Annotated in this window: 14 protein-coding genes and 1 tRNA gene; 10 read left to right on the forward strand and 5 right to left on the reverse strand. The window is 63.7% G+C overall.

All coding sequences use genetic code 11. From position 1 onward, the window contains the following. Window positions 1-75 precede the first annotated feature (75 nt). Window positions 76-160: transfer RNA gene (locus I0K07_RS13975), tRNA-Leu, on the reverse strand. Window positions 161-312: 152 nt separating this feature from the next. Between I0K07_RS13975 and I0K07_RS13980 the strand changes: the two genes are divergently transcribed. Continuing rightward, window positions 313-1,533, forward strand: coding sequence for a hypothetical protein (locus I0K07_RS13980; RefSeq protein ID WP_203294469.1), 1,221 nt, complete (start codon window positions 313-315; stop codon window positions 1,531-1,533). Window positions 1,534-1,564: 31 nt separating this feature from the next. Next, window positions 1,565-2,191 (forward strand): methyltransferase domain-containing protein, encoded by a 627-nt coding sequence (locus I0K07_RS13985; RefSeq protein ID WP_203294471.1) that lies wholly within the window; start codon window positions 1,565-1,567, stop codon window positions 2,189-2,191. Between the two features lie 9 nt (window positions 2,192-2,200). Here the strand turns inward: I0K07_RS13985 and I0K07_RS13990 are convergent, their stop codons facing one another. The 4 genes from I0K07_RS13990 to I0K07_RS14005 form a co-directional block, all read right to left on the reverse strand. After that, window positions 2,201-3,634: an MATE family efflux transporter gene (locus I0K07_RS13990; protein WP_203294473.1), complete on the reverse strand. Its 1,434-nt coding sequence runs from the start codon at window positions 3,632-3,634 to the stop codon at window positions 2,201-2,203. Window positions 3,635-3,732: 98 nt separating this feature from the next. Continuing rightward, window positions 3,733-4,224, reverse strand: coding sequence for a hypothetical protein (locus I0K07_RS13995; protein WP_203294475.1), 492 nt, complete (start codon window positions 4,222-4,224; stop codon window positions 3,733-3,735). 61 nt (window positions 4,225-4,285) lie between these two features. After that, window positions 4,286-6,565, reverse strand: coding sequence for an NADP-dependent malic enzyme (locus I0K07_RS14000; RefSeq protein WP_203294477.1), 2,280 nt, complete (start codon window positions 6,563-6,565; stop codon window positions 4,286-4,288). Between the two features lie 68 nt (window positions 6,566-6,633). Next, a complete protein-coding gene (locus I0K07_RS14005) occupies window positions 6,634-8,148 on the reverse strand; it encodes an NAD(P)H-hydrate dehydratase (RefSeq protein ID WP_203294479.1) in 1,515 nt (504 codons plus the stop codon). Window positions 8,149-8,278: 130 nt separating this feature from the next. Between I0K07_RS14005 and I0K07_RS14010 the strand changes: the two genes are divergently transcribed. The 8 genes from I0K07_RS14010 (at window position 8,279) to I0K07_RS14045 (ending at window position 21,836) form a co-directional block, all read left to right on the forward strand. Beyond that, window positions 8,279-8,617, forward strand: coding sequence for a P-II family nitrogen regulator (locus I0K07_RS14010; protein ID WP_203294481.1), 339 nt, complete (start codon window positions 8,279-8,281; stop codon window positions 8,615-8,617). A 34-nt stretch (window positions 8,618-8,651) separates the two neighbouring features. Further along, window positions 8,652-10,055, forward strand: coding sequence for a type I glutamate--ammonia ligase (glnA, locus tag I0K07_RS14015; RefSeq protein ID WP_203294483.1), 1,404 nt, complete (start codon window positions 8,652-8,654; stop codon window positions 10,053-10,055). A gap of 180 nt (window positions 10,056-10,235) precedes the next feature. After that, window positions 10,236-13,610, forward strand: a complete 3,375-nt coding sequence (locus I0K07_RS14020; RefSeq protein WP_203294485.1) for an autotransporter family protein — start codon at window positions 10,236-10,238, stop codon at window positions 13,608-13,610. A gap of 60 nt (window positions 13,611-13,670) precedes the next feature. Further along, complete coding sequence (locus I0K07_RS14025) at window positions 13,671-14,273, forward strand: transglycosylase SLT domain-containing protein (protein WP_203294487.1); 603 nt, start codon at window positions 13,671-13,673, stop codon at window positions 14,271-14,273. A gap of 39 nt (window positions 14,274-14,312) precedes the next feature. Further along, the gene (parE, locus tag I0K07_RS14030) at window positions 14,313-16,331 is read left to right on the forward strand and encodes a DNA topoisomerase IV subunit B (protein ID WP_203294489.1); all 2,019 of its coding nucleotides are present in this window, start codon (window positions 14,313-14,315) and stop codon (window positions 16,329-16,331) included. An 89-nt stretch (window positions 16,332-16,420) separates the two neighbouring features. Continuing rightward, window positions 16,421-19,021 carry a M14 family zinc carboxypeptidase gene (locus I0K07_RS14035; protein WP_203294491.1) on the forward strand — a complete coding sequence of 867 codons (2,601 nt, stop codon included), beginning with the start codon at window positions 16,421-16,423 and terminating at the stop codon, window positions 19,019-19,021. A 110-nt stretch (window positions 19,022-19,131) separates the two neighbouring features. Next, window positions 19,132-20,565, forward strand: a complete 1,434-nt coding sequence (locus I0K07_RS14040) for an amidohydrolase (RefSeq protein ID WP_203294493.1) — start codon at window positions 19,132-19,134, stop codon at window positions 20,563-20,565. Next, window positions 20,565-21,836, forward strand: a complete 1,272-nt coding sequence (locus I0K07_RS14045) for an amidohydrolase family protein (protein WP_203294496.1) — start codon at window positions 20,565-20,567, stop codon at window positions 21,834-21,836. The genes I0K07_RS14040 and I0K07_RS14045 overlap by 1 nt, the downstream gene beginning before the upstream one ends. The last annotated feature ends 91 nt before the right edge of the window (window positions 21,837-21,927 follow it).

A 21,927-nucleotide genomic window follows, 5' to 3' on the forward strand; every position in this document is an offset into this window, starting at 1 on the left:
ACGAGCGCGCGTTATGTCATGGGGATTCGTGGCGTGCAACGCTGCGGAGCGGTTGCGCCGCACTGATTGCAGCAATGGTGCGGATGAGAGGACTCGAACCTCCACGCCTTGCGGCACTGGAACCTAAATCCAGCGCGTCTACCAGTTCCGCCACATCCGCAGGTCCATATCGCCTCATGACATGGGGTTTGCGCGTGTGCAAGCACGGCTCGCGGCGGCGGCGATGAAGCGCGGCACACGCATTTAAATCTGGCATTAAGACGCAACAGGTTATCAGGGTTAACCTGAAGCTGCCGGTTGGGGCCGAGCGCATTGAATACTGATCTGAAAACCCGTCTGAAGGCGGCGCTCGCAGGGCGGGATGACATTGATGTCGGCCAGTTCAAACTGGTCGGGCTGAAGGAAATCCGCGAAGAGGCCGGCGATGCCTGGGCCCGGATCAAAGTGCGGGTCTTCACCGCCGCCGGACAGCTCATCGAACGCGAACTCACCAACAAGGACGTAGTGCTGCAGGCCGGCGACGGATTTCTGGTCGTGCTGTCGGATCCGGCACTGATCGTGACCGATCGTCTGGACGCGATCGCGGAGCGCCTGCGCGAATTCTTCCTGGGCTCACCGGAAACACAGGCCATGAAGGTCGAGACCGGGACCGTGAAACTGGCGGCCGGTGCCCTGACCGCGCTGTCTGAAGCGGCCGCGGCAAGGCCGGCTTCCAAACCGAAACAGGACAAGGACGAAGGCCGGCAAATCCCCCGCCCCTCTGCCGTGGCGCCGGAAGATCGGGGCGATGGCGCGTTGTCTTCCTGGTTCCGACCGGTCTGGGACGGCAAGAACCAGCAGATCATGGGCAATGCCTGCCGCCCGAAAGTCTGGGTTGGCGGCCGGGCGCTGGACGGGCGGCGGGTCGCGGAAACCCGGATGGCGCCGGTCGATCAGGCTGCGCTGGATCACATGGCGCAGAATGCGGGCTTTGATGCCCTGATGCGCTCGGTGAAAGCGAAGAAGCCCACACAGATATGCCTGTCCATCCATGCCGAGACATGGGCCAGCCGGGATGATCGCGCCCAGATCCTGTCGCGGTTTGACAGCCTTCCGGATACGGTGCGGAGCGCTTTCCTGGTGCGGTTTGACGGGATGGATGACAGTACGGCCCGCGCCAAGGCACTCAGCGAGCTGGCAGAGACGGGCGTTGGCCTGATGGCAGAAATCCCGTTTGGCGATATCGACTTGTCAGATTTTGAAGATCTGGAAATCCGGCTGTTCGGCTGGCGCTGCAAGCCGCCGTCGAACCAGAATTCGGCCGGTTTGATGGATCATGACATGAGTGCCCTGCGCCGCTTCGTCGAGGCAGCCGGCCAATTGGGGGCTGACACCTATCTGCAGGATGTGCGGGATCTTTATGTGCTGAAAAGCGCACGGGAATCCGGCATCCGCTATTTTTCGGGCCAGGCCGTGATTTCTGATCGCCAGGTACCGGCACCGATCCAGCCGCTCTCCATGGTCGACATCTACCGGACGCACAAGGCGGCCTAGACCCCGCTCAAAGAGCGCGTAATTTAATGTAATGCGCGACGAGACAGACGAACGCCCCCCGTTTGAATGGGAAGAACGCTTCCGGGCCGATGACACGCCCTGGGAACGCGGAGATGTGCATCCGGCCGCCCGGATGTGGTTGGAGGCCGGAGAACTGGCACCGGGCATGAGCGTGATCATCCCGGGATGCGGACGCTGTCCGGAAGTCACCGCCTTCGCGCGTGCCGGGCTGAACGTCACCGCTGCCGATCTGTCGGAGACCGCGATCGACTGGCAAAAGGCGCGGATCGCGGAAGACAAGCTCTCCGCCGTCACCATCCAGGGCGATATCCTGAAACCGGGCCATGCCGCCTGGTCTCCCGACCAGCCGGTTGACCGGGTCTATGAGCAGACCTTCCTGTGCGCCATCCCGCCACGCTTGCGTGAAGCTTATGAGGCTTCGCTGATCAAATGGCTCAAGCCGGGCGGCAAGCTGCTCGCCCTGTTCATGCAGAAGGATGAGCGCGGCGGTCCGCCCTATGGCTGCTCGCTGGAGGCGATGCACGCGCTCTTCCCGCAAGAGCGCTGGATCTGGCCGGAGGACGCGGAGTTTGTGCCCGTGCCGCATCCCAGCCTCAACGGGAAGCCGGAACTGGCCGGCGCCCTCACCCGACGCTGACTCTCAGAGCTAGGCCGGGTCTTCTGCGACCGGAGCGTTCTCGACGACCGGCGTTTTGCGCTGGCGCACCTTGCCGTGCTTGGCCGTCATCTTGGCGCGGGTGAAGACGAAGAGCGCGGTCAGCGAGCCGGCCAGAATATTGGCCGCAGCAATCCCCATGATCACACCCTGCGGCGTGTTGAAGACGTAGGACCCGACCAGGACGAGCGGGATCATCAGGCCGAGCGCCCGGCCCGCGGTGATCGCCATGCCATGAGCCGGCCGGCCCAGACCGTTGAAGCCGGCACTGGCGGCAATCGTGATGCCATAGCCGCCAATCGTCAGCGAGGCGATGCGCCAGTATTCCACGGCCGCAGCCCGGCCCTCCTCGCCCGGCAGGAAGGCGGCGGCGATCCAGTCGGCACCGATCCACAATATGGCGGCCACGCCCAGCCCCCAGGCGATGCAGAAGAGGAAGCCCTTGCGGAAGGTCTCACGGACCCGGTCGAGGCGCTCCGCACCGCCATTCTGGCCGGTGATGGCCCCCATGCAGGCAGACAGGGCAAAGAGCGGGACGATGGCGAAGGCCTCGACACGGCCGGCCACGCCGAGACCGCCAACCGCGGCATCGCCGAAGCGGGCCATGGCCAGGCCGGACATGGCGACCGTCATGGCGACCGGATTGAAGATGTTGGAGATGCAGGCGGGAATGCCGACGCGGGCAATATCGATCCAGTGATGCCAGACTTCGCCCAGATCCTCCCATTTGAAATCCAGCAGTTTCTCGTGGAAGACGAGATACCAGAGGACCATGGCAAAGGTCGCTGCATTGGCGGCCACGGTGGCCAGGGCGGCACCGGACACGCCCCATCCCAGTCCCGGGAAAAGCCCGAAGACGTCGTCGAGAATGAAGATCGGGTCGAGGACCAGGTTCACGGCGGCGGCGGCCATCATCATGATGGAGGGCACAACTGTATTGCCCAGGGCGCGCAGGATATTGCCCGCCACCATCGGCCCGACGATCAGGACGATGCCGGCGAACCAGACCGTCATGTAGTCGACAACATGCGGCAGCATGGTCGCACTGGCGCCCAGCGCCTGGAAGATCGGCTCGACGAAGAGAATGCCCAGACAGGACACGGCCCCGACTGACAACAGGGTCAGCATCATCGCATCGGTGGAGATGCGGGAGATGGACGAGCCATCCTTGCGGCCGGCCGCCCGCGAGACCGCGGAGACGGCCCCGGCGCCCAGACCGATGGAGACGCTCATCACCAGCATGGTGACGGGGAAACTCATCTGAACGGCGGCCTGCTCGGCGGTGCCCAGCGTGCCGACCCAATAGGTATCGATGATCCCGACCAGCATCATGGCGAGGATGCCGAAACTCATCGGCATGATCATCCGGACGATATGCCCGAAGATCGGTCCTTCCGTCATGTCGTGTGCAGACCGTCCGGCCATAAGCTGTCCCTCACTCGCTTGGAAGGAGCATAGATAGGAAGCGGGCCACCTGTCTGCACGCCATGGCCGTCAAATGACTGTGAATTGTTTGCGACGCCCTATTGCGTCCGGACAACGCTGATCAGTTCAAACTGCTGCCCGTCATGCGGCAGAGCGCAGTCGGTCTGCTCGATCGATCCGCCCACGGGTGTCACCGTGAACCCGGAACAGGTCGCCTGGCTGTTGGCATGTCCCGTCGAGGTGCCATTGTAGGTGCCGTAGCTGAACAGGTAGCGGAAATCGACATAGGAGAAATCGATCTCCCAGCTCATTTCGCCGTTTTCTGCGCCCTCGGCCGTCAGGATGGCGAATTGGGAATCACACGTCGAAGAGAAGTCGCTGTTGAGCTCGGCATTGATCTCAATGCAGCCATTCGCCTGGAAGGCAAAGGAATAGGCCTGGGTCTGCAAACGCCCGACCGGGAGAATGTTGACCTCCCAGACCTGGCCGGCCAGCGGCGCGCCTTCTTCCCGGGCCTGGGCCGGCGCGGCCACCAGACCTGCGGCCATCACAATTGCGGAACAGGCCAGGCTTTTGACGTGCTTGATCATGGTTACCCCTCCATCAGAGCGGGCAAGCATCCCACACAGCTCTCAATTTGAGATTAAAGCCTCAGGCCAGACCCTTATTGAGATCATAGGACGCAATACCGGCCAGATTGACAATATCGCTGACCGAAGCCCCCAGACGCGCAATCTGGACCGGTTTTTCCAGCCCCACCAGCATCGGACCGATCACCGTGGCCCCGCCGGCCGCCTTGAGAAGGCGTACGGCAATGGAGGCCGAGTGGACGGCGGGCATGATGAGGACATTAGCCGGCTGGGTCAGGCGGGAGAAGGGATAGAGCAGATGATGCTCCGGATCGAGCGCCACATCGGCGGCCATCTCGCCCTCGTATTCGAAGTCCACGCCCAGCTCGTCGAGGATCGAGACCGCGTGCTGGATCTTGGCCGTCCGCTCGCCCGGCGGGTTGCCGAAGGAGGAATAGGACAGGAAGGCGACATGCGGCGTCAGGCCGAGCCGGCGGGCGGAATGGGCCGTCGCGATGGCGATCTCGGCCAGCGCCTGCGGGTCCGGGAATTCGGTCACGGACACATCGCCGATCACCAGGGTGCGGCCGCGGGTCACCGCCGCCGTGACACCGACCGTGCGGCTGTTTTCCAGCGGATCGAGGACAAGCTCCACATCCTTCAGGACGACATTGGAGTGACGCGTAACGCCGGTGACCATGCCGTCGGCATGACCCATTTTCAGCATGCAGGCGGAGAAGACATTCCGGTCATTATTGACGCGGCGCTGCACGTCCCGGCGCAGATAGCCGTCGCGCTGGAGGCGTTCATAGAGATGGTCGGCATAGAGCTGGTTGTGCTCGGACAGGCGGGCATTGCAGACCTCGAGCGAACCGGCCGGAATGCCGAGCTCTTTCATATTGGCCGCCACGACATCCTCGCGGGCCACCAGGATGGCCTTGCCCAGACCCTGGGTCTGGAAGCCATAGGCGGCGCGGATCACGGCCGGTTCCTCGCCCTCGGCAAAGACGACCGTCTTCTGTGCGGCGCGGATGGAGCCGGCGATGCGCTGCTGCAGGGCGGCGGTCGGGTCGAGACGGCGGGCCAGGACCTGGCGATAGCTCTCGCTCTCCGGAATCGGACGGCGGGCCACGCCGCTATCGATTGCGGCCTGGGCCACGAAGGGCGGGACCCAGGAAATCAGGCGCGGATCGAAGGGGGTGGGGATGATGTAATCGCGGCCAAACTGGAGACGCTCGACCTGGTAGGCCTTGGCCACCTCGTCCGGCACATCCTCGCGCGCCAGGGCGGCGAGCGCCTTGGCCGCAGCGATCTTCATCTCTTCATTGATGGTGCGGGCTCGCACATCCAGCGCGCCGCGGAAGATATAGGGGAAGCCGAGGACGTTATTGACCTGGTTGGGATAGTCGGACCGGCCCGTCGCCATGATCACATCATCGCGGACTTCCTTGACCTCTTCCGGCGTGATTTCCGGGGTCGGATTGGCCATGGCGAAAATGATCGGATTGGGCGCCAGGGAGGCGACGATCTGCTTGGTGAAGACACCGGCCGCGGACAGGCCGAGCAGAACGTCCGCCCCTTCCGCCGCTTCGGCCAGGGTGCGCTTGTCGGTGTCGATGGCGTGTTTCATCAGGCGCTCATGCCCGCCCGGGCGGCCGGTATAGACGACACCCTCAATGTCCACGACCGTCGTGTTTTCAGACTTCACGCCCATGGATTCGATGAGTTCCAGAACGGACAGACCGGCGGCGCCAGCGCCACACAGCACGACTTTGAGATCCTGCAGGCGCTTGCCAGTCAGGTCGCAGGCATTGATCAGTCCGGCCGCCGCGATGATCGCCGTGCCGTGCTGGTCATCATGGAAGACCGGGATATCGAGCTCTTCGCGCAGCCGGCGTTCGATCTCGAAGCATTCCGGTGCCTTGATGTCTTCCAGATTGATGCCTCCGAACGTATTGCCGAAGCCACGCACGCAATCGATGAATTTGTCCGGATCGGTGTAGTCGACCTCGATGTCGACCGCGTCGATATCGGCGAAGCGCTTGAACAGGACCGCCTTGCCTTCCATCACCGGTTTGGAGGCTGCGGCGCCCAGATTTCCCAGGCCCAGAATGGCCGTGCCGTTGGACACGACGGCGACCATGTTTCCCTTGGAGGTGTAGTCGTAGACCGTCTCCGGATCCTCGGCGATCGCCCGCACCGGCGCGGCCACGCCCGGCGAGTACGCCAGGGCCAGATCCCGCTGTGTCGCCATCGGCTTGGTCGGCGCCACACCCAGCTTCCCGGGAACGGGTTTCATGTGGAAGATCAGCGCATCGGCATCGAGTTGCTGGGAACGGGGAAGGGTCGATTCAGAAGCCATCGGGATATCCGTCAAATGAGCCGGCGAAGATGAACTGAGCCGCACAAAGAGCCAAGCCCCTGCAGCGCTTAGCTCCTATGCGCCAGGAGATGACTGCGGGCCGCGCGGCGGCGCTGATCTCGTTGCAGGGCTTGCAAGACACGCGGCAAGGCATCCGGCAGGTCCTCCGCGATCAGACCCGTTCCGAGACGTTTGCCGGCATCGCCATGCAGCCAGGCTGCCGCACAGGCAGCGTGGAAGGGATCAACGCCCTGGGCGAGCAGGCCACCGATCAGGCCTGCCAGGACATCACCACTGCCCGCCGTGGCCAGCGCCGGGTCGGCATGGCGGTTGATCACGGGCAAATGGCCGGGCGCGGCGATCACCGTGTCGGCCCCCTTGAGCAGGATGGTGCACCCTGCCCTGTCTGCCGCAGCCGCCACGCGCTCGATCTTGTTGCCGGTTTCCGGACCCAGATCCGGAAAGAGCCGGCGGAACTCCCCTTCATGCGGGGTCAGCACATCGGCGGGGGTGAGCGCCTTGAACAGCCTGTCCGGCGCATCCTGGAAATCGGTCAGCGCATCGGCGTCGAGCACGCGGGCACACCCGGCTGTGGTGCTGGAGAGCACGGTGGCGACAGCGTGCCCGTCCAGACCGAGGGCGGGCCCGATGACAGCGGCATTCGCCCGCAAGGCGTCGAGCAAGTCCCCCGCGTCCCCGGCTTCATTCCAGCGCTTCACCATGACGGCGTCATTCGTGGCAGCCTGCACAAGCAGGGCGGCGGGCGGCGTGGCCAGGGTGACAAGCCCGGCGCCGGCCCGCAGGCCGGTCCGGGCCGCAAGGCGCGACGCGCCTGTGGCACTCGCCCCGCCGGAAAACACGACCAGGCGGCCCTTGGCGTGTTTGTGGTCCCCGGGTCCCGCTACGGGAAGCGCGGACCACCACAGATCGGGATGATTGAGACGGGCCATGGGCACGACACTGTCCGCCCAGCCCGCGGGAATGCCGATATCGGCGAGAACAGGTTCGCCGCAGCCTGTGGCAAACGGTTCGAGCAGGTGCGCGGGTTTCCACTGGTGGAAGGTCACGGTCAGGTCAGCAGGCGCGAAACCGCCCTCGCCCATGGCATCGCCGGACATGCCGGACGGCAAATCCACGGCGATCCTGGGACAGGCTGCTGCCGCCATGGCCTGGACCAGGTCCGCCGCCGCGCCGTCCAACGGACGCGACAGGCCGGCCCCGAACAGGGCATCGACGATCAGGTCCGCACCCTCGAGGAAGCCGGGCTCCGCCGATTCGATCTTGCCGGACCACAGGCCCGCGGCCCAGGCTGCGTCGCCCTGCAGACGGGAGCGCTCGCCAAGCAGGGCGACCCGGACCGGCCAGCCGGTTTTCCTCAGGTTTTCGGCAAGGAAAAATCCGTCTCCGCCATTATTGCCCGGCCCGCACAGGACCCGGATATCACGCGGCGCCCAACGCGCTCGAATCGCGTCGGCAATGGCCGTCCCGGCCTTCGTCATAAGGCTTTGCGAAGACACACCGTTTTCAACCGCGTATAGATCGCAGCGCACGCAGTCCTTGGTCTTGAGTACGGCTTCGTGCATGGTCGCCCTATTGTGTGGCACGCTTGCCTCGAAATCAGGCATTTCGCGTGACCTCTGTTTGTGAGTACCGTTTCCGTCTTGTCTCGTATCGGCCCGGCTCTAGCGTCGCGGCGAGATCATGGAGTCCGTGATGAAGAAAATCGAAGCCATCATCAAACCCTTCAAACTTGATGACGTGAAGGAAGCCTTGCAGGAGATCGGCGTGCAAGGGCTGACTGTTATCGAAGCCAAGGGGTTCGGTCGGCAAAAGGGACATACGGAACTCTATCGCGGCGCTGAATACGTCGTCGATTTCCTTCCCAAAATCAAAATCGAACTCGTTCTGCCGGCCGACCGTGTCGACGCGGCGGTCGAGGCAATCCAGAATGCGGCCCAGACCGGCCGGATCGGCGACGGCAAGATCTTCGTCAGCCCGATCGAGAGCGTCATTCGCATCCGGACCGGCGAGACCGGCCGTGATGCGCTTTAACCCAATTCGCTGATCGAAACTCCGGAGCCCGGCCATGTCAGACGCAATTCTGAAGAAACTCAAAGACGAAGACATCAAGTATGTCGATCTTCGCTTTACCGACCCGCGCGGCAAACTGCAGCACGTCACCTTCGACCGGTCGGAAGTGAACAAGGACTTTTTCGAAGACGGTATCATGTTCGACGGTTCGTCCATCGCCGGCTGGAAGGCGATCAACGAGTCCGACATGGTGCTGAAGCCGGACCCGGCCCTCGCCGTGGTTGACCCGTTCTACCAGCAGCCGACCCTGGTCATGCTGTGCGACATTCTCGAGCCGGGTACGGGCGAAGCCTATAACCGCGATCCGCGCACCACGGCGAAGAAGGCCGAAGCCTTCCTGAAATCCTCCGGCATCGGCGACACCGCCTATTTCGGTCCGGAAGCCGAATTCTTCGTGTTCGACGATGTGAAATGGTCCACGAAGCAGGAAAACACCGGCTACAGCTTCGACAGTGAAGAAGGCCCGTACAATACCGGTGCCGAATTCGCCGGTGGCAATATGGGTCACCGTCCGGGTCCCAAGGGCGGCTATTTCCCGGTCAACCCGATCGACAGCGCCCAGGACATGCGGACCGAGATGCTCGAAGTCCTCGAGGAGCTGGGCTGCCAGCCGGAGAAACACCACCACGAAGTGGCCCCGTCGCAGCACGAACTGGGCATGAAATTCTCCACGCTCACGGTGATGGCCGACCGGATGCAGCTTTACAAATACACGGTCCAGAACGTCGCCGCCGCCTATGGCAAGACCGCGACCTTCATGCCGAAGCCGGTGTGGAACGACAATGGTACCGGCATGCACGTCCACCAGTCGATCTGGAAAGACGGCAAGCCGCAATTCGCCGGCGACCGCTATGCCGACCTGTCGGAAACCTGCCTCCACTATATCGGCGGCATCATCAAGCACGCCCGCGCGATCAACGCCTTCGCCAATGCGTCGACCAACTCCTACAAGCGCCTGGTGCCGGGCTTTGAAGCGCCGGTCCTGCTGGCCTATTCGGCCCGCAACCGTTCCGCATCGATCCGTATTCCGTGGGTGTCCTCGCCGAATGCCAAGCGTATCGAAACGCGCTTCCCGGATCCGGCCGGCAACCCGTACCTGACCTATACCGCCCTGCTGATGGCGGGCCTCGACGGCATCGAGAACAAGATTGATCCGGGCGAAGCGATGGACAAGGACCTCTACGACCTGCCGCCGGAAGAGCTCACGGGCATCCCGACGGTCTGCCGTTCGCTGCGTGAGGCCCTCGAATCGCTCGACGCCGACCGCGACTTCCTCAAGAAGGGCGGCGTGATGGATGACGACCAGATCGACGCCTATATCGAGCTGAAGATGGAAGAGGTGCTGCGCTTCGAAATGCATCCGCACCCGGTCGAGTTCGACATGTACTATTCCTGCTAGGCTCTGCCCTGCAGCGACAATCCGAGACGGCCGGGCCCTGCGCCCGGCCGTTTTGCATGGCGGGATCATTAAAGCGGCTGCTCGGAGACAGCCGTTACGGTCGACGCGGCGCAAAGCATTCGCTACAAATCATCAACCGTCCGGCAATCCCGTTTTCGGGAAGTCCTTTCAGGAGTTCGTATGCGTCGCCGTTACATGTTCGCCAGCGCCCTTGTCACGCTGACCGTCGCGGCCCCGTCCGCCTTTGCAGACCGGGAAATCACCGACGAGATCACCACATCCGTCGCGACCTCGACAGCCGGTACGAGCGGTGGTCCGGACAATATCGTGATCACCTCGACGGGCCGCGTCGTCCTGGCGACCCCGGGTACGGCGGTAACGCTGGACAGCGACAATTCCGTGACGATGGATGGCGAGATCGAGATCATCAGCGATGATGATGGCGGGATCGGCATTCATGTCGTGGGCGGCAATACGGGCGATCTGAATATCGGTGGCAACATCGCCGTGGAGGCGGAGAGCCGCCCGGTCGATGATGATGACGAGGCCGATGCCGACTTCCCGAATGCGGATGGGCCGACGGCGATCGGCGGCAACCGGATCGGTGTCCTGGTCGACGGTGCCGGCAATTTCGTCGGCGATGTCATCATGGATTCGAGCGGCTCCATTTCCGTCATCGGCAATGATTCCGCCGGTCTCCAGGTCCTCACCGGGATTGACGGCAATATCAGCCTGCAAGGCGCGCTATCGGTCATCGGTGACCGGTCGACGGCGCTGGACCTGCAAGGCGACCTTTCCGGTGATCTCGACCTTCTCGCCGGCATCTCTTTCCGCGGCGAAGACAGTTATGGCGTCCGCGTCCAGGGCGATGTCGGCGGCAGCTTCTATCTGGGCGGCACGATTTCCGGCACGGCCTATCGCTTCTCCTCCTATTCCAACAATGACGAGTTTCTCGCCACGCTGGATGAGGATGACATGTGGCAGGCCAATTCTGCCATTTCTGTCGAGGGCAGTATTGCGAACGGTATCCTGTTCGACGCGCCCACCGATGATAACCGGGTGACCCGGACCTCGGGCATTGCCTTCCGCGGCTCGGCCCCGGCCATGCAGATCCTGGCCTCCAGCGGCGACATCACGATCGGTGAAGCGATCCAGCCGGCTGTCGAGGACAATGCCGACACGACGGATGTCGATGAAAGCCTGCCGGAAACCCCGCTGTCCTATTCCTTCGTCATGCGCGGCACGATCTCGACCAATTCCGCGCTCAATGACGCCTCCTCCACCGGCCTTTATATCGGCGGTGCGGATGACGGGATGGGTGGTTTCTACACGGCCAGCCTGACCCATGGCTGGCTGCTGACCGGCGGGATTTCCGCGATCGCCTATACGCGCGAGTTCGACGCGCCGGCCATTGCGATCCATCTCGACCAGGGCGCCTTCCTGCCGATCTTCGTGAATGACGGTGACATCACCGCCACGCACAACAGTGTCGGCCGCGAGAATGCCGTCACCGGGACGTCCTACGCCCTGCTGATCGAAGACGGCGCCGTGTTCGAGGAACTGGTCAATAATGGTTCCATCGTCGCCCAGTCCAATTTCGGCGGCGACGCCTATGGCGTGATCGACGAGTCCGGCACGCTGACCAATGTGACCAATACCGGCATCATCCAGGTGACCCGCTCGCCGCTGGGCTCCTATCTGGACGCCGACAATAATGTCATCACGCCGGATGACCGGACCGATTTCGAGCTCGTCGCCTTTGATGGCAGCGCCAATTCGACCGGCATCACCTTCCGCCAGTACTGGGAACCGATCCCGGATGACGGCAATGACGACACGGTCGAACTGACCATTGTCGACCAGCAGATCTACATGATCGGCGATGTCCGCTTCGGCAGCGGCGATGATTCCTTCCTCGTCGAAGCCGGCGTGATCAATGGCGCCATCTCCTTCGGCGATGGCCAGGACGCGCTCGTGATCGACGGGACGACGGTTTATAATGAAATCCAGCGCCTGATCGCCGCCGGCGAACTGGACGAGTTGGACGAAGACGCGCTCTACGCCGAACTGCCCTATGTCGTCAGCGCTGTAACGGACAGCGATGGCAATCTGTCGATTGCCGTGGACCTGGCGACGCTGGAACTTGTCGGCAGTGGTGCGCTGAACATTTCCGATGCACGTTTCGGCGACGGTGCCGTGCTGCTGATGGAAGTCGATGCCGAAGCGAATTCGCTGCGCAATATCGTGGCCTCGGGCGATCTCGTCTTCGAGACCGGATCACGCCTGTCCGTCTCCCTGTCGAACCTGATCGGCAATGGCGGTGAGTTCGAGCTCATCCGCGCCGGCAATCTGGTGATCGAGGAAGACCTCGCCACGCTGAATGACAGCCCCGCCCCCTTCCTTTACGAAGCGGCGCTGGAAATCGACCCGAACGATCCGAACGTCATCCTGCTGACCCTGCAACGCAAATCCGCCGAAGCCCTGGGCTTCGATGTGAACCAGGCTGCCGCCTATGACGCCGCCTTTGCCACCTGGTCGGACAATGAGGCCCTGGGCGCCGCCCTCGCCTCCCTGACCAGTCAGGACACGTTCCGTGCGGCCTATGACCAGCTGCTGCCGGAATATACGGCCGGTGCCATCCAGTTTGCCCTTGCGGCCAATGACAGCGCCACCGGCGCCCTGGCCAACCGTCTGGAAGCGGTCCGCCGCAGCCCGGACGAGACCGGTGGCCTGTGGCTGCAGGAATTCGCCTATTTCGCAGACCGGGCCGGCAATGCCTTCGGTCCGGGCTATCGCGGCCAGGGTATCGGCGTCGCCGTCGGCTTTGACCGTCCGCTGGGCATGTTCTCCGCCGTCGGCCTGAACTTTGTTGCGGCAGCCAGCGAAGTCGAAGAGGTTGAAGGCGTGGACGACCCGATGTCCGCCCTCACCGCCCAGCTGGGCGTGTATGCCGGTACGGAAATCGGTGGCCTCAATCTAGACCTGTATGGTGCCGGCGGTTTCGACAGTTTCGAACATAATCGCCGCGTCCTGATCGGCGAATTCGATGCCCTGCCGACGGCCGAATGGACCGGCTATCACGTTTCCGGTTCTGCCCGCCTGTCCCGCGATTTCGAATTCGGCGGCCGCTATTACGTGCGCCCGGCCGTTTCGGTCGACTATCTCGCCCTGTTCGAGGAGAGCTATGTCGAAAGCGGTGGCGGTATCGGTATCGACCTGTCCGTTTCCGAGCGTGAATCGACCAGCTTCACCGGTTCCGGCCTGCTGACCTTCGGTGCCGTTTATGAAGGCAATGACTCCTGGTGGTCGCCGCATGTCCGCGTCGGCTATCGCGGCGAGTTCGCGGGCGATGAAGTCGAAACCGATGTCAGCTTCGTCGACTATAATGACGTCTTCACCCTGCGCTCGCAGCAGGTGCCGGGTTCCGGCTTCCTGTTCGGCTTCGGCCTGTCGGCGGGTTCTGGTTATTCGACCTTCTCCTTCGACTATGATGCCGATGTCCGCGACGAACTCGTCCGCCACACGGCCCGCCTGGTGATGCGCCTGGTCTTCTAGGACGCGAAAATCCGGCGACCGGCAACCGCCGGTTAACCCTGATCAGCGAGGCTTGCACGCATGACACGTGCAGGCCTCGTTCTCTTTTGTGCCCTCCTCGGGCTGACCGCCTGCGGCCACCGGCCGCCGGACCAGGTCACGGATGCCTGTCTGATCCTGGAAGACAATCGCTCCTGGTGGCGCGCCCTGCAGCGCACTGAAGAGCGTTGGGGCATTCCGCCGGGTGTGCAATTGGCCATCCTGCGCCGGGAATCCTCCTTCAACGCCCATGCCCGCCCGGCCCGCAACCGTCTGCTGGGCATCATCCCCACTTCGCGCCCGTCCAGCGCCTATGGCTATGCCCAGGCACTCGACCAGACCTGGGACTGGTATCGCGAGGATACGGGCCGCCGCGGTGCCGACCGTGATGATTTCAGCGATGCCGTGGATTTTGTCGGCTGGTATTCCAGCAAGAGCCGGCAATTGTCCGGCGTGCAGCCGCATCAGGCCCGCGAGCTTTACCTGACCTATCACGAGGGTCATGGCGGCTATAATCGCGGCAGCTATCGCGGCCGTTCCTGGCTGATCAATGCGGCCGATACCGTGGCCAGAGATGCCAGCCGCTACCAGGCCCAGATCGACCGGTGCGAACGCCGTCTGAACCGGCGCTTCTGGCTGCTCTGAAAAATACCCCCGCGCGCCCGACTCGTGCATGTTAGGCGCATGTCTTCGCAGAATTCCGAAACCGACCTGTTTGGCGGCGCGCCCGCACCGACACCGGAGAAAGCTCCGGCGCCGGGCTATTCGGCCGCGCATATCGAAGTGCTTGAGGGCCTGGAGGCCGTGCGCCGCCGCCCCGGCATGTATATCGGCGGTACGGATGAGCGTGCTTTCCACCATTTGTTTGCCGAGATTCTCGACAACTCGATGGACGAGGCCGTGGCCGGCTGGGCGGACCGGATCGAGGTCGCGGTCGACGAGGACGGCTTCATCACGGTGACGGATAATGGCCGCGGCATTCCGGTCGACCCGCACCCGAAATATCCCGACAAGTCGGCGCTGGAAGTCGTGCTGACCGTGCTCCATGCCGGCGGCAAATTCTCCGACAGCGCCTACAAGACGTCCGGCGGCCTGCACGGGGTCGGCGTCTCGGTCGTGAACGCCCTGTCCGAATTGCTGGAAGTGGAAGTGGCCCGGGAAAAGACGCTGTGGAAGCAGTCTTTCTCGCGCGGCCTGCCGCTGGGCAAGCTGGAAAAGGTGGGCCCGGCCCCCAATCGCCGCGGCACGCGGATCCGTTTCAAGCCGGATGCGGAAATCTTCGGCGACAAGATGCGCGTGAAACCGCAGCGCATCTACGCCATGGCCAAGGACAAGGCCTATCTGCGCCCGGGCGTGAAGATCCAGTGGCGCTGCCCGGAAAGCCTGGTGGAAGGTCTGGACATCCCGCATGAGGACATCCTCTGCTTCCCGGGCGGCCTGGCCGACCGCATGGCCGAGCTGACCAAGAAGTCCGCCCTGATCACGGCGGAAACCTTTGCCGGCCGCGTCGAGCGCGAAGATGGTGCGGGCGGTGTGGAATGGGCCGTGACCTGGTCCGGCAACGGGTTTGGCAGCGAGGCCGACGGCTTCTGCCAGTCCTTCTGTAACACCGTGCCGACGCCGCAGGGCGGGACGCATGAACAGGGCCTGCGTGCCGCACTGACCAAGGGGCTGCGCGCCCATGCCGAGCACACCCACGCCAAGAAGGCGGCCAATATCACACCGGATGATGTGATGGGGGGTGCCGGTTGCCTGGTTTCTGTCTTCATCGGGGATCCGGAATTCCAGGGCCAGACCAAGGAACGCCTAGCGACGCCGGAAGCGGCCAAACTGGTCGAGACGGCCGTGCGCGACCGGTTCGACCACTGGCTGGCCGGCTCCCCCAAGGAAGCCGCCAAGCTGGTCGAATTTGCGATCGAGCGCGCCGATGACCGGATGCGCCGGCGCAAAGAAAAGAATGTCAAACGCCAGACGGCGTCGCGCCGCCTGCGCCTGCCCGGCAAGCTGGCCGATTGTTCGCGCTCGGACGCCGACGGAACGGAACTCTTCATCGTGGAGGGTGACTCGGCCGGTGGTTCTGCCAAACAGGCCCGCTCACGCCAAACCCAGGCCATCCTGCCGCTGCGCGGGAAAATCCTGAACGTCGCCTCCGCAACGGCCGACAAGATCGCGGCCAACCAGGAGATCTCCGATCTCCTGCAGGCGCTGGGTTGTCAGACGGGGACACGGTTCAAGCTGGATGATCTGCGCTATGAGCGCATCGTCATCATGACCGACGCCGATGTCGACGGCGCCCATATTGCCGCGCTGCTGATCACCTTTTTCTACCGGTCCATGCCGGAGCTGATCCATTCGGGACGGCTTTTCCTGGCCCAGCCGCCGCTCTACCGCCTGACCCAGGGTGGGCGCACGCTCTATGCCCGCGACGACGCCCATCGGGACCAGATCCTGGCGGACGAGTTCAAGGCGAATGCGAAGGTGGAGATCGGCCGGTTCAAGGGCCTGGGTGAAATGACCCCGGGCCAGCTCAAGGAAACCACGATGGATCCGGACAAGCGGACCCTCGCTCGCGTGGTGATCGACGAGAATGAGCTGCCGACGCTGGAGAAACTGGTGGAAACCCTGATGGGCAAGAAGCCGGAAGCGCGCTTCCAGTTCATCCAGGAGAATGCCAGCTTTGTCGCCGACGAGCTGGATCTCTAACGGTCTTTCCGCACAACATCTGTCATCGCCATTGGCCTTCTTGCCGCAGAGGGCTAGCTTCCCTTGCGACGCATTGAGGGAGGGATGTCATGGTACGATTCTTGGCGAAGGCGGGGGCCGCGGCCGCGCTGGCAGTGACGGCGTTGACGCCGGCAACACTGACACCGGCGGCGCTGGCCGAACCGATTGAATTCTTCCAGCTCGATGCCGTTCCCTATGATGAAAGCGTCCCCACGCCCGAGGAATTCTTCGGTTTTGGGGTCGGGGATCGCCCGGTCCGCCATGACCTGATGGTCGCCTATCTGCGCGAGCTGGCGGAAAATTCCGACCGGATCAGCGTGGAAACCATTGGCTATTCCCATGAGGGCCGCCCGATCCTTTTCTTCGTCGTGACGTCGCCGGAGAACCAGGCGCGGATCGAAGACATCCGCGAAGAACACCTCGCCTCGCTGCAGCCGGGCGCCCCGGCCAGTGACGGGCCGGCCGTGATCTGGCTGAATTATGGTGTGCATGGCGCTGAATCGGCCGGCATGGATGCCGCCATCCCGACCCTCTACCATTATGCGGCCGCCGAGGGCCTGGAGGTGGAGGCCGATCTGCGCGAAGCGGTGATCCTGATCACGGCGATCTTCAATCCGGACGGTCACTCACGCCGGATCAATCATGTCGAGACCTTCTCCTCGACCGTGCCGACCACGGATCCGGACCATGAACAGCATAATCTCTGGGTCGAGGCGCGGACCAATCACTACTGGTTCGACCTGAACCGGCAATGGCTGCTGCAGACGCAGCCGGAGAGCCAGGCCTGGCTGACGCAATGGCACCGCTGGAAGCCCATGGTCTCAGCCGATTTCCACGAAATGGGCACGGAAAGCACGTTCTATTTCCACCCGGGCGAACCGCTGCGCCGCAATCCGCGCATCCCGGAAGAAGCCCGCGAGCTGACCCTGGGCATTGCCCAGCACCATATCGGCTTCCTGGACAGCGAGGCACGCCTCTACACGTCCGAGGAAGGCTTCGACAATTTCTATGTCGGCAAGGGTTCCACCTATCCGCAGGTCAATGGCTCACTGGGCATCCTGTTCGAGATCGGCGCCGCCCGCGGCGGCCTGATCGAGGCGGAACGGGGTCTGGTCAGCCATGGCGACAATGTGCGGACGCATTTCCGCACCTCGCTGACGACCGTTTCCGGCGCCCTCGCCCAGCGCGATGAGATCATGGCCTATCAGCGCGGCTTCTTTGCCGATTCCCTGCAGGCCGCCCGCGCCGATGCCGACCGCGCCTTCGTCTTCACGGCGACCGGTGACCCGGTGCGTACGCAATTCTTCATCGACTTGCTGGACCGCCACGACATCACGGTGAATGCGCTGGCCCGCCAGATCAGTGTGGATGGCGTGACCTACCGGCCGGGCGAGGCCTATGTCGTCGCACTCAACCAGCCGCAATACACGATGATCCGATCGCTCTTCGACCGGGTGACCGAGTTTGAGGAGAACATCTTCTACGATGTGTCCGGCTGGACCCTGCCGCTGGCCTATGACCTGGACTATGCCGCCCTGGGCAATCGCTATACCGGCGGCCTTCTGGGCGATGTGGTGACACCGCAACCCATTGGCCTGCCCGCGCCGGACGTGTCCGGCTATGGCTATGTGTTGCGCTGGTCGGACTATTATGCGCCGCGCGCGCTCTATCGCCTGCTGGATGCCGACCTGCGTGTCCGCGTCGCGACCGAGCCGGTGAGCATGTCCACCTCGGACGGCATGGTGGAGTTCGGCCCCGGTGCCGTCTTCGTGCCGCTGGTCGGCCAGGATGCCGATCGGGCCACCATCCATGAACTCGTCTCGCAGGCCGCCACCGAGGACGGTGTCGCGGTCTGGTCGGTGACCTCGGGCTCCACGGCGGACGGATCACCGGATATCGGGGATGGCAGTTTCCGCGCCGTGCGCCGGCCGGAAGTCCTGGTCCTGTTCGATGACGGGCTGGCCCGCTATGACGCCGGCGAGGTCTGGCACCAGCTGGACCATCGCATGCACATCCCGGTCACCCTGCGCCGCAAGGATGATCTCTTCGGCCTGGACTGGTCGCGCTACACCCACATGATCATTGTCGGAGGCGGCAATACCGGCCTGTCCGAAGGCGCCCAGGCCCGCGTGGCCCAATGGGTGCGTGAGGATGGCGGCGTGATCATCGCGACGCGCCAGGCCGCCGCCATGGCCCAGCAGGCCTTCCTGGGCGCCGAACTGCCGGAAGATGAGGAGAGCGACGAGCCCCTCGCCCGCCGCAATTATTCCGACATGCCGGTCTCCGAAGCCGAACATGTGATCGGCGGCGCCCTGTTCGAGGGGGATATGGACCCGTCCCACCCGATCGCCTTTGGCTATAACGATCGTTCCATCACGCTTCACCGCAACACGACGCTGCGCCTGGCGCGGCCGGAGAGCGATCCGTTCGCGGTGGTGGTCGAGTATACGGATGATCCGCTCCTGTCCGGCTATGCCTCGCAGCGCCGCCAGGACGAGATTGCCGGGACCCCGGCCGTGATCGCACAACGCCTGGGCTCCGGCACGGTCGTATTGTTTGCGGACAATCCGAATTTCCGGGCCACCTTCCGGGGTACGGAGAAGATGTTCATGAATGCGATCTTCTTCGGAAACCTCGTCAACCGCGCCCGCGGCGACTACCGGGACTGATTTTACGCTCAAAGGGCACGGGCTTCATTTGACGCTCGTGCCCGAAGCGCGTTCAATCGGGCCACCTCGCCTGCCGGGAGAATGGGCAGGCCCAAATGGGGATAAATGCGATGAAATTGACTGCAAGCCTGCCTGCGACCGTGGCGCTGTCGGCCGCGTTCGCGCTGGCTGCCTGCTCGGGCGGCGAGACGCCGTCCGGTTCGGGCAGCGCGAATAGCGGCGATGGTGACATCGTCCGCATCAATCTGGACCCGTATCCGTCCACCTATGAACCCCAGCCCAGCGGTACCACGCTGATCCGTGGCGGCACGGTGCTGGACGGTATTGGTGGCCAGATCGAGAATGGTGACGTGCTGATCGAGAATGGCCGCATTGCTGCCATCGGTACCGGTCTGGAGGCGCCGGAAGGGGCCACGGTGATCGATGCGGCGGGCCGCTATGTCACGCCGGGCGTCATCGACATCCACTCCCATCTGGGCGTCTATCCCTCGCCGGGCGTTCGCGCCCACAGCGACGGCAATGAAGCCACCCAGCCGGTGACGGCTGAAGTCTGGGCGGAGCATTCCGTCTGGCCGCAGGATCCCGGTTTCGAACATGCGCTGGCCGGTGGCGTCACCACGCTGCACGTCCTGCCCGGCTCGGCGAACCTGTTCGGCGGCCGCGGTGTGACCCTGCGCAATGTGTCCGGCCGCACGGTCCAGGACATGAAATTCCCCGATGCGCCCTACACGCTGAAAATGGCCTGCGGTGAAAACCCGTCGCGCGTCTATGGCGGCCGCGGCCGCTCCCCGGCAACGGATATGGGCAATGTGGCCGGCTATCGCGAAGCCTGGATCCGCGCCTCCAACTACCGCGATGACTGGCATGAATACTGGGAATCCGCCGAGGCTGGCGAAGACGCCTCCCCGCCGACCCAGGACCTGGAACTGGACACGCTGATGGGTGTTCTGGAAGGCGAAATCCTGGTGCAGATGCACTGCTACCGCGCCGACCAGATGGCCCAGATCATCGATATGTCGCACGAGTTCGGCTATCAGGTGACGACTTTCCACCATGGTGTCGAGGCCTACAAGATCCCGGATCTGCTCGCCGAAAACGACATCTGCGCCGCTGTCTGGGCTGACTGGGGCGGGTTCAAGATGGAAGCTTATGACAGCATCCGCGAGAACCTGGCCATGACGCACGCCAATGGCGCCTGCGCCATGATCCACTCCGATGATGATAACGGCATCCAGCGTCTCAACCAGGAAGTCGCCAAGGCGCTGGCCGATGGCCGCCGCGCTGGTCTGGACATTTCCGAGGCGGAAGCCTGGGCCTGGCTCTCCTCCAACCCGGCGAATGCGCTGGGCATTGGTGACGAGACCGGTTCCCTGCAGGAAGGCTATCGCGCCGATGTCGTCCTGTGGTCCGGCAATCCCTATTCCACCTATACCCGCGCCGACCAGGTCTGGATCGATGGCGCGCTGAGCTATGACCGTTCCGATGCCGGCATGCAGCCGGTCCGCGACTTCATGCTCGGCCAACCGGGCGAAGGAGAGCAGTAATGAAACAGCTCATTTCAGCTTTTGCGGTCTCGCTGACCCTGGCGGCTCCGGCCCTAGCGCAGACCTATGCCATCACCAATGGCCGTATTGTCACCAATACGGACAGCGGGATTGTCGAGAACGGCACCGTTCTGGTGCGCGACGGCGACATTGTCGCGGTGGGCGCCGGTGTCGAAGTGCCGGGCGAAGCCACGGTGATTGACGCCGAAGGCGGCTGGATCACCCCCGGCGTCTTCGCCCCCTATTCCCAGCTTGGTCTGATCGAGGTGGGTCTGGAAGACTCGACGAATGACCAAGCTGCCGGCGAATCGCCCTTCTCCGTGGCGCTGGATGTGACGGACGGGTTCAACCCGAACGGCACGCACATCCCGTCGCAGCGCATTGAGGGCCTGACCCGGGCCGCGATCTTCCCGTCCACCGGCCACAATATCTTTGGTGGCCAGGGCGGTCTGGCATCGACCTCGGGTGAGGCCGATTCCGTGTTTGAAAGCGGTAGTTTCGTCTTCGCCGACCTGTCCCAGTCCGGCGCGGATGAAGCCGGTGGCTCACGGCCGGCGGCCTGGGCCTTCCTGGCGGCAGCCCTGGCGGATGCCCGAGGCTATCCGGGACGGTTTGCCGGCGACCATGAAGGCGATGCCCTGAACCGGTATGACGCGGCAGCCCTGCTGCCCGTGGCCCGCGGACGGGTGCCGCTGGTGATGTCTATCAATCGTGCGGCCGATATCCGCCGGGCAATCCGCTTCCAGGAGGACAACGCACCGGTCCGCCTGATCCTGGTCGGTGCCGCTGAAGCCTGGATGGTGGCGGATGAACTGGCCGCCTCCGGTATCCCGGTGATCATCGACCCGCTTCAGGACCTGCCCTTCAACTTCGATGCGATCGGCGCCTCCCTGCAAAATGCGGCGCATCTCGACGCGGCGGGTGTCACGGTGGCCTATGCCACCCTGTCCCAGGACGGGTATTTCAACCCGCGCCTGCTGCCGCAGAATGCCGGCAATGCCGTGGCCAATGGCGTTCCGTGGGATGCAGCCTTCCGGGCCATCACCCTTACCCCGGCCGAAATCTATGGCGTGGGTGACCGCTACGGTGCCCTGGCGCCGGGCTATGCCGGTGATGTCGTGGTGTGGGATGGCGACCCGCTGGAAGTGATGAGCGCGCCGACGGCGGTGCTCATCGACGGCGAGCCGACTGCGATGGAATCGCGCCAGACCCGGCTGCGTGACCGTTACATCAATATCACGGATGACACGCCATTCGCCTATAGAGACTAGCGTTTCAGCCCTGTTGCGTTGACACAACGCACCGGGACCGTATTTTCGCGCAATGCCAAGGAGCCGTTCTCCAAAGTGTTCGCAGCGGGCT

The sequence above is a fragment of the Maricaulis parjimensis genome (assembly GCF_016817355.1).
Lineage (GTDB): Bacteria > Pseudomonadota > Alphaproteobacteria > Caulobacterales > Maricaulaceae > Maricaulis > Maricaulis parjimensis.

Coding starts and splice junctions, on each gene's coding strand:
- I0K07_RS14000 (WP_203294477.1), bottom strand. CDS start 6,565: ATGGCTTCTGAATCGACCCTTCCCCGTTCCCAGCAACTCGATGCCGAT.
- I0K07_RS13995 (WP_203294475.1), bottom strand. CDS start 4,224: ATGATCAAGCACGTCAAAAGCCTGGCCTGTTCCGCAATTGTGATGGCC.
- I0K07_RS14035 (WP_203294491.1), top strand. CDS start 16,421: ATGGTACGATTCTTGGCGAAGGCGGGGGCCGCGGCCGCGCTGGCAGTG.
- I0K07_RS14010 (WP_203294481.1), top strand. CDS start 8,279: ATGAAGAAAATCGAAGCCATCATCAAACCCTTCAAACTTGATGACGTG.
- I0K07_RS14020 (WP_203294485.1), top strand. CDS start 10,236: ATGCGTCGCCGTTACATGTTCGCCAGCGCCCTTGTCACGCTGACCGTC.
- I0K07_RS14040 (WP_203294493.1), top strand. CDS start 19,132: ATGAAATTGACTGCAAGCCTGCCTGCGACCGTGGCGCTGTCGGCCGCG.
- I0K07_RS14005 (WP_203294479.1), bottom strand. CDS start 8,148: ATGCACGAAGCCGTACTCAAGACCAAGGACTGCGTGCGCTGCGATCTA.
- I0K07_RS13990 (WP_203294473.1), bottom strand. CDS start 3,634: ATGGCCGGACGGTCTGCACACGACATGACGGAAGGACCGATCTTCGGG.
- I0K07_RS13985 (WP_203294471.1), top strand. CDS start 1,565: ATGCGCGACGAGACAGACGAACGCCCCCCGTTTGAATGGGAAGAACGC.
- I0K07_RS14025 (WP_203294487.1), top strand. CDS start 13,671: ATGACACGTGCAGGCCTCGTTCTCTTTTGTGCCCTCCTCGGGCTGACC.
- parE (WP_203294489.1), top strand. CDS start 14,313: ATGTCTTCGCAGAATTCCGAAACCGACCTGTTTGGCGGCGCGCCCGCA.
- glnA (WP_203294483.1), top strand. CDS start 8,652: ATGTCAGACGCAATTCTGAAGAAACTCAAAGACGAAGACATCAAGTAT.
- I0K07_RS14045 (WP_203294496.1), top strand. CDS start 20,565: ATGAAACAGCTCATTTCAGCTTTTGCGGTCTCGCTGACCCTGGCGGCT.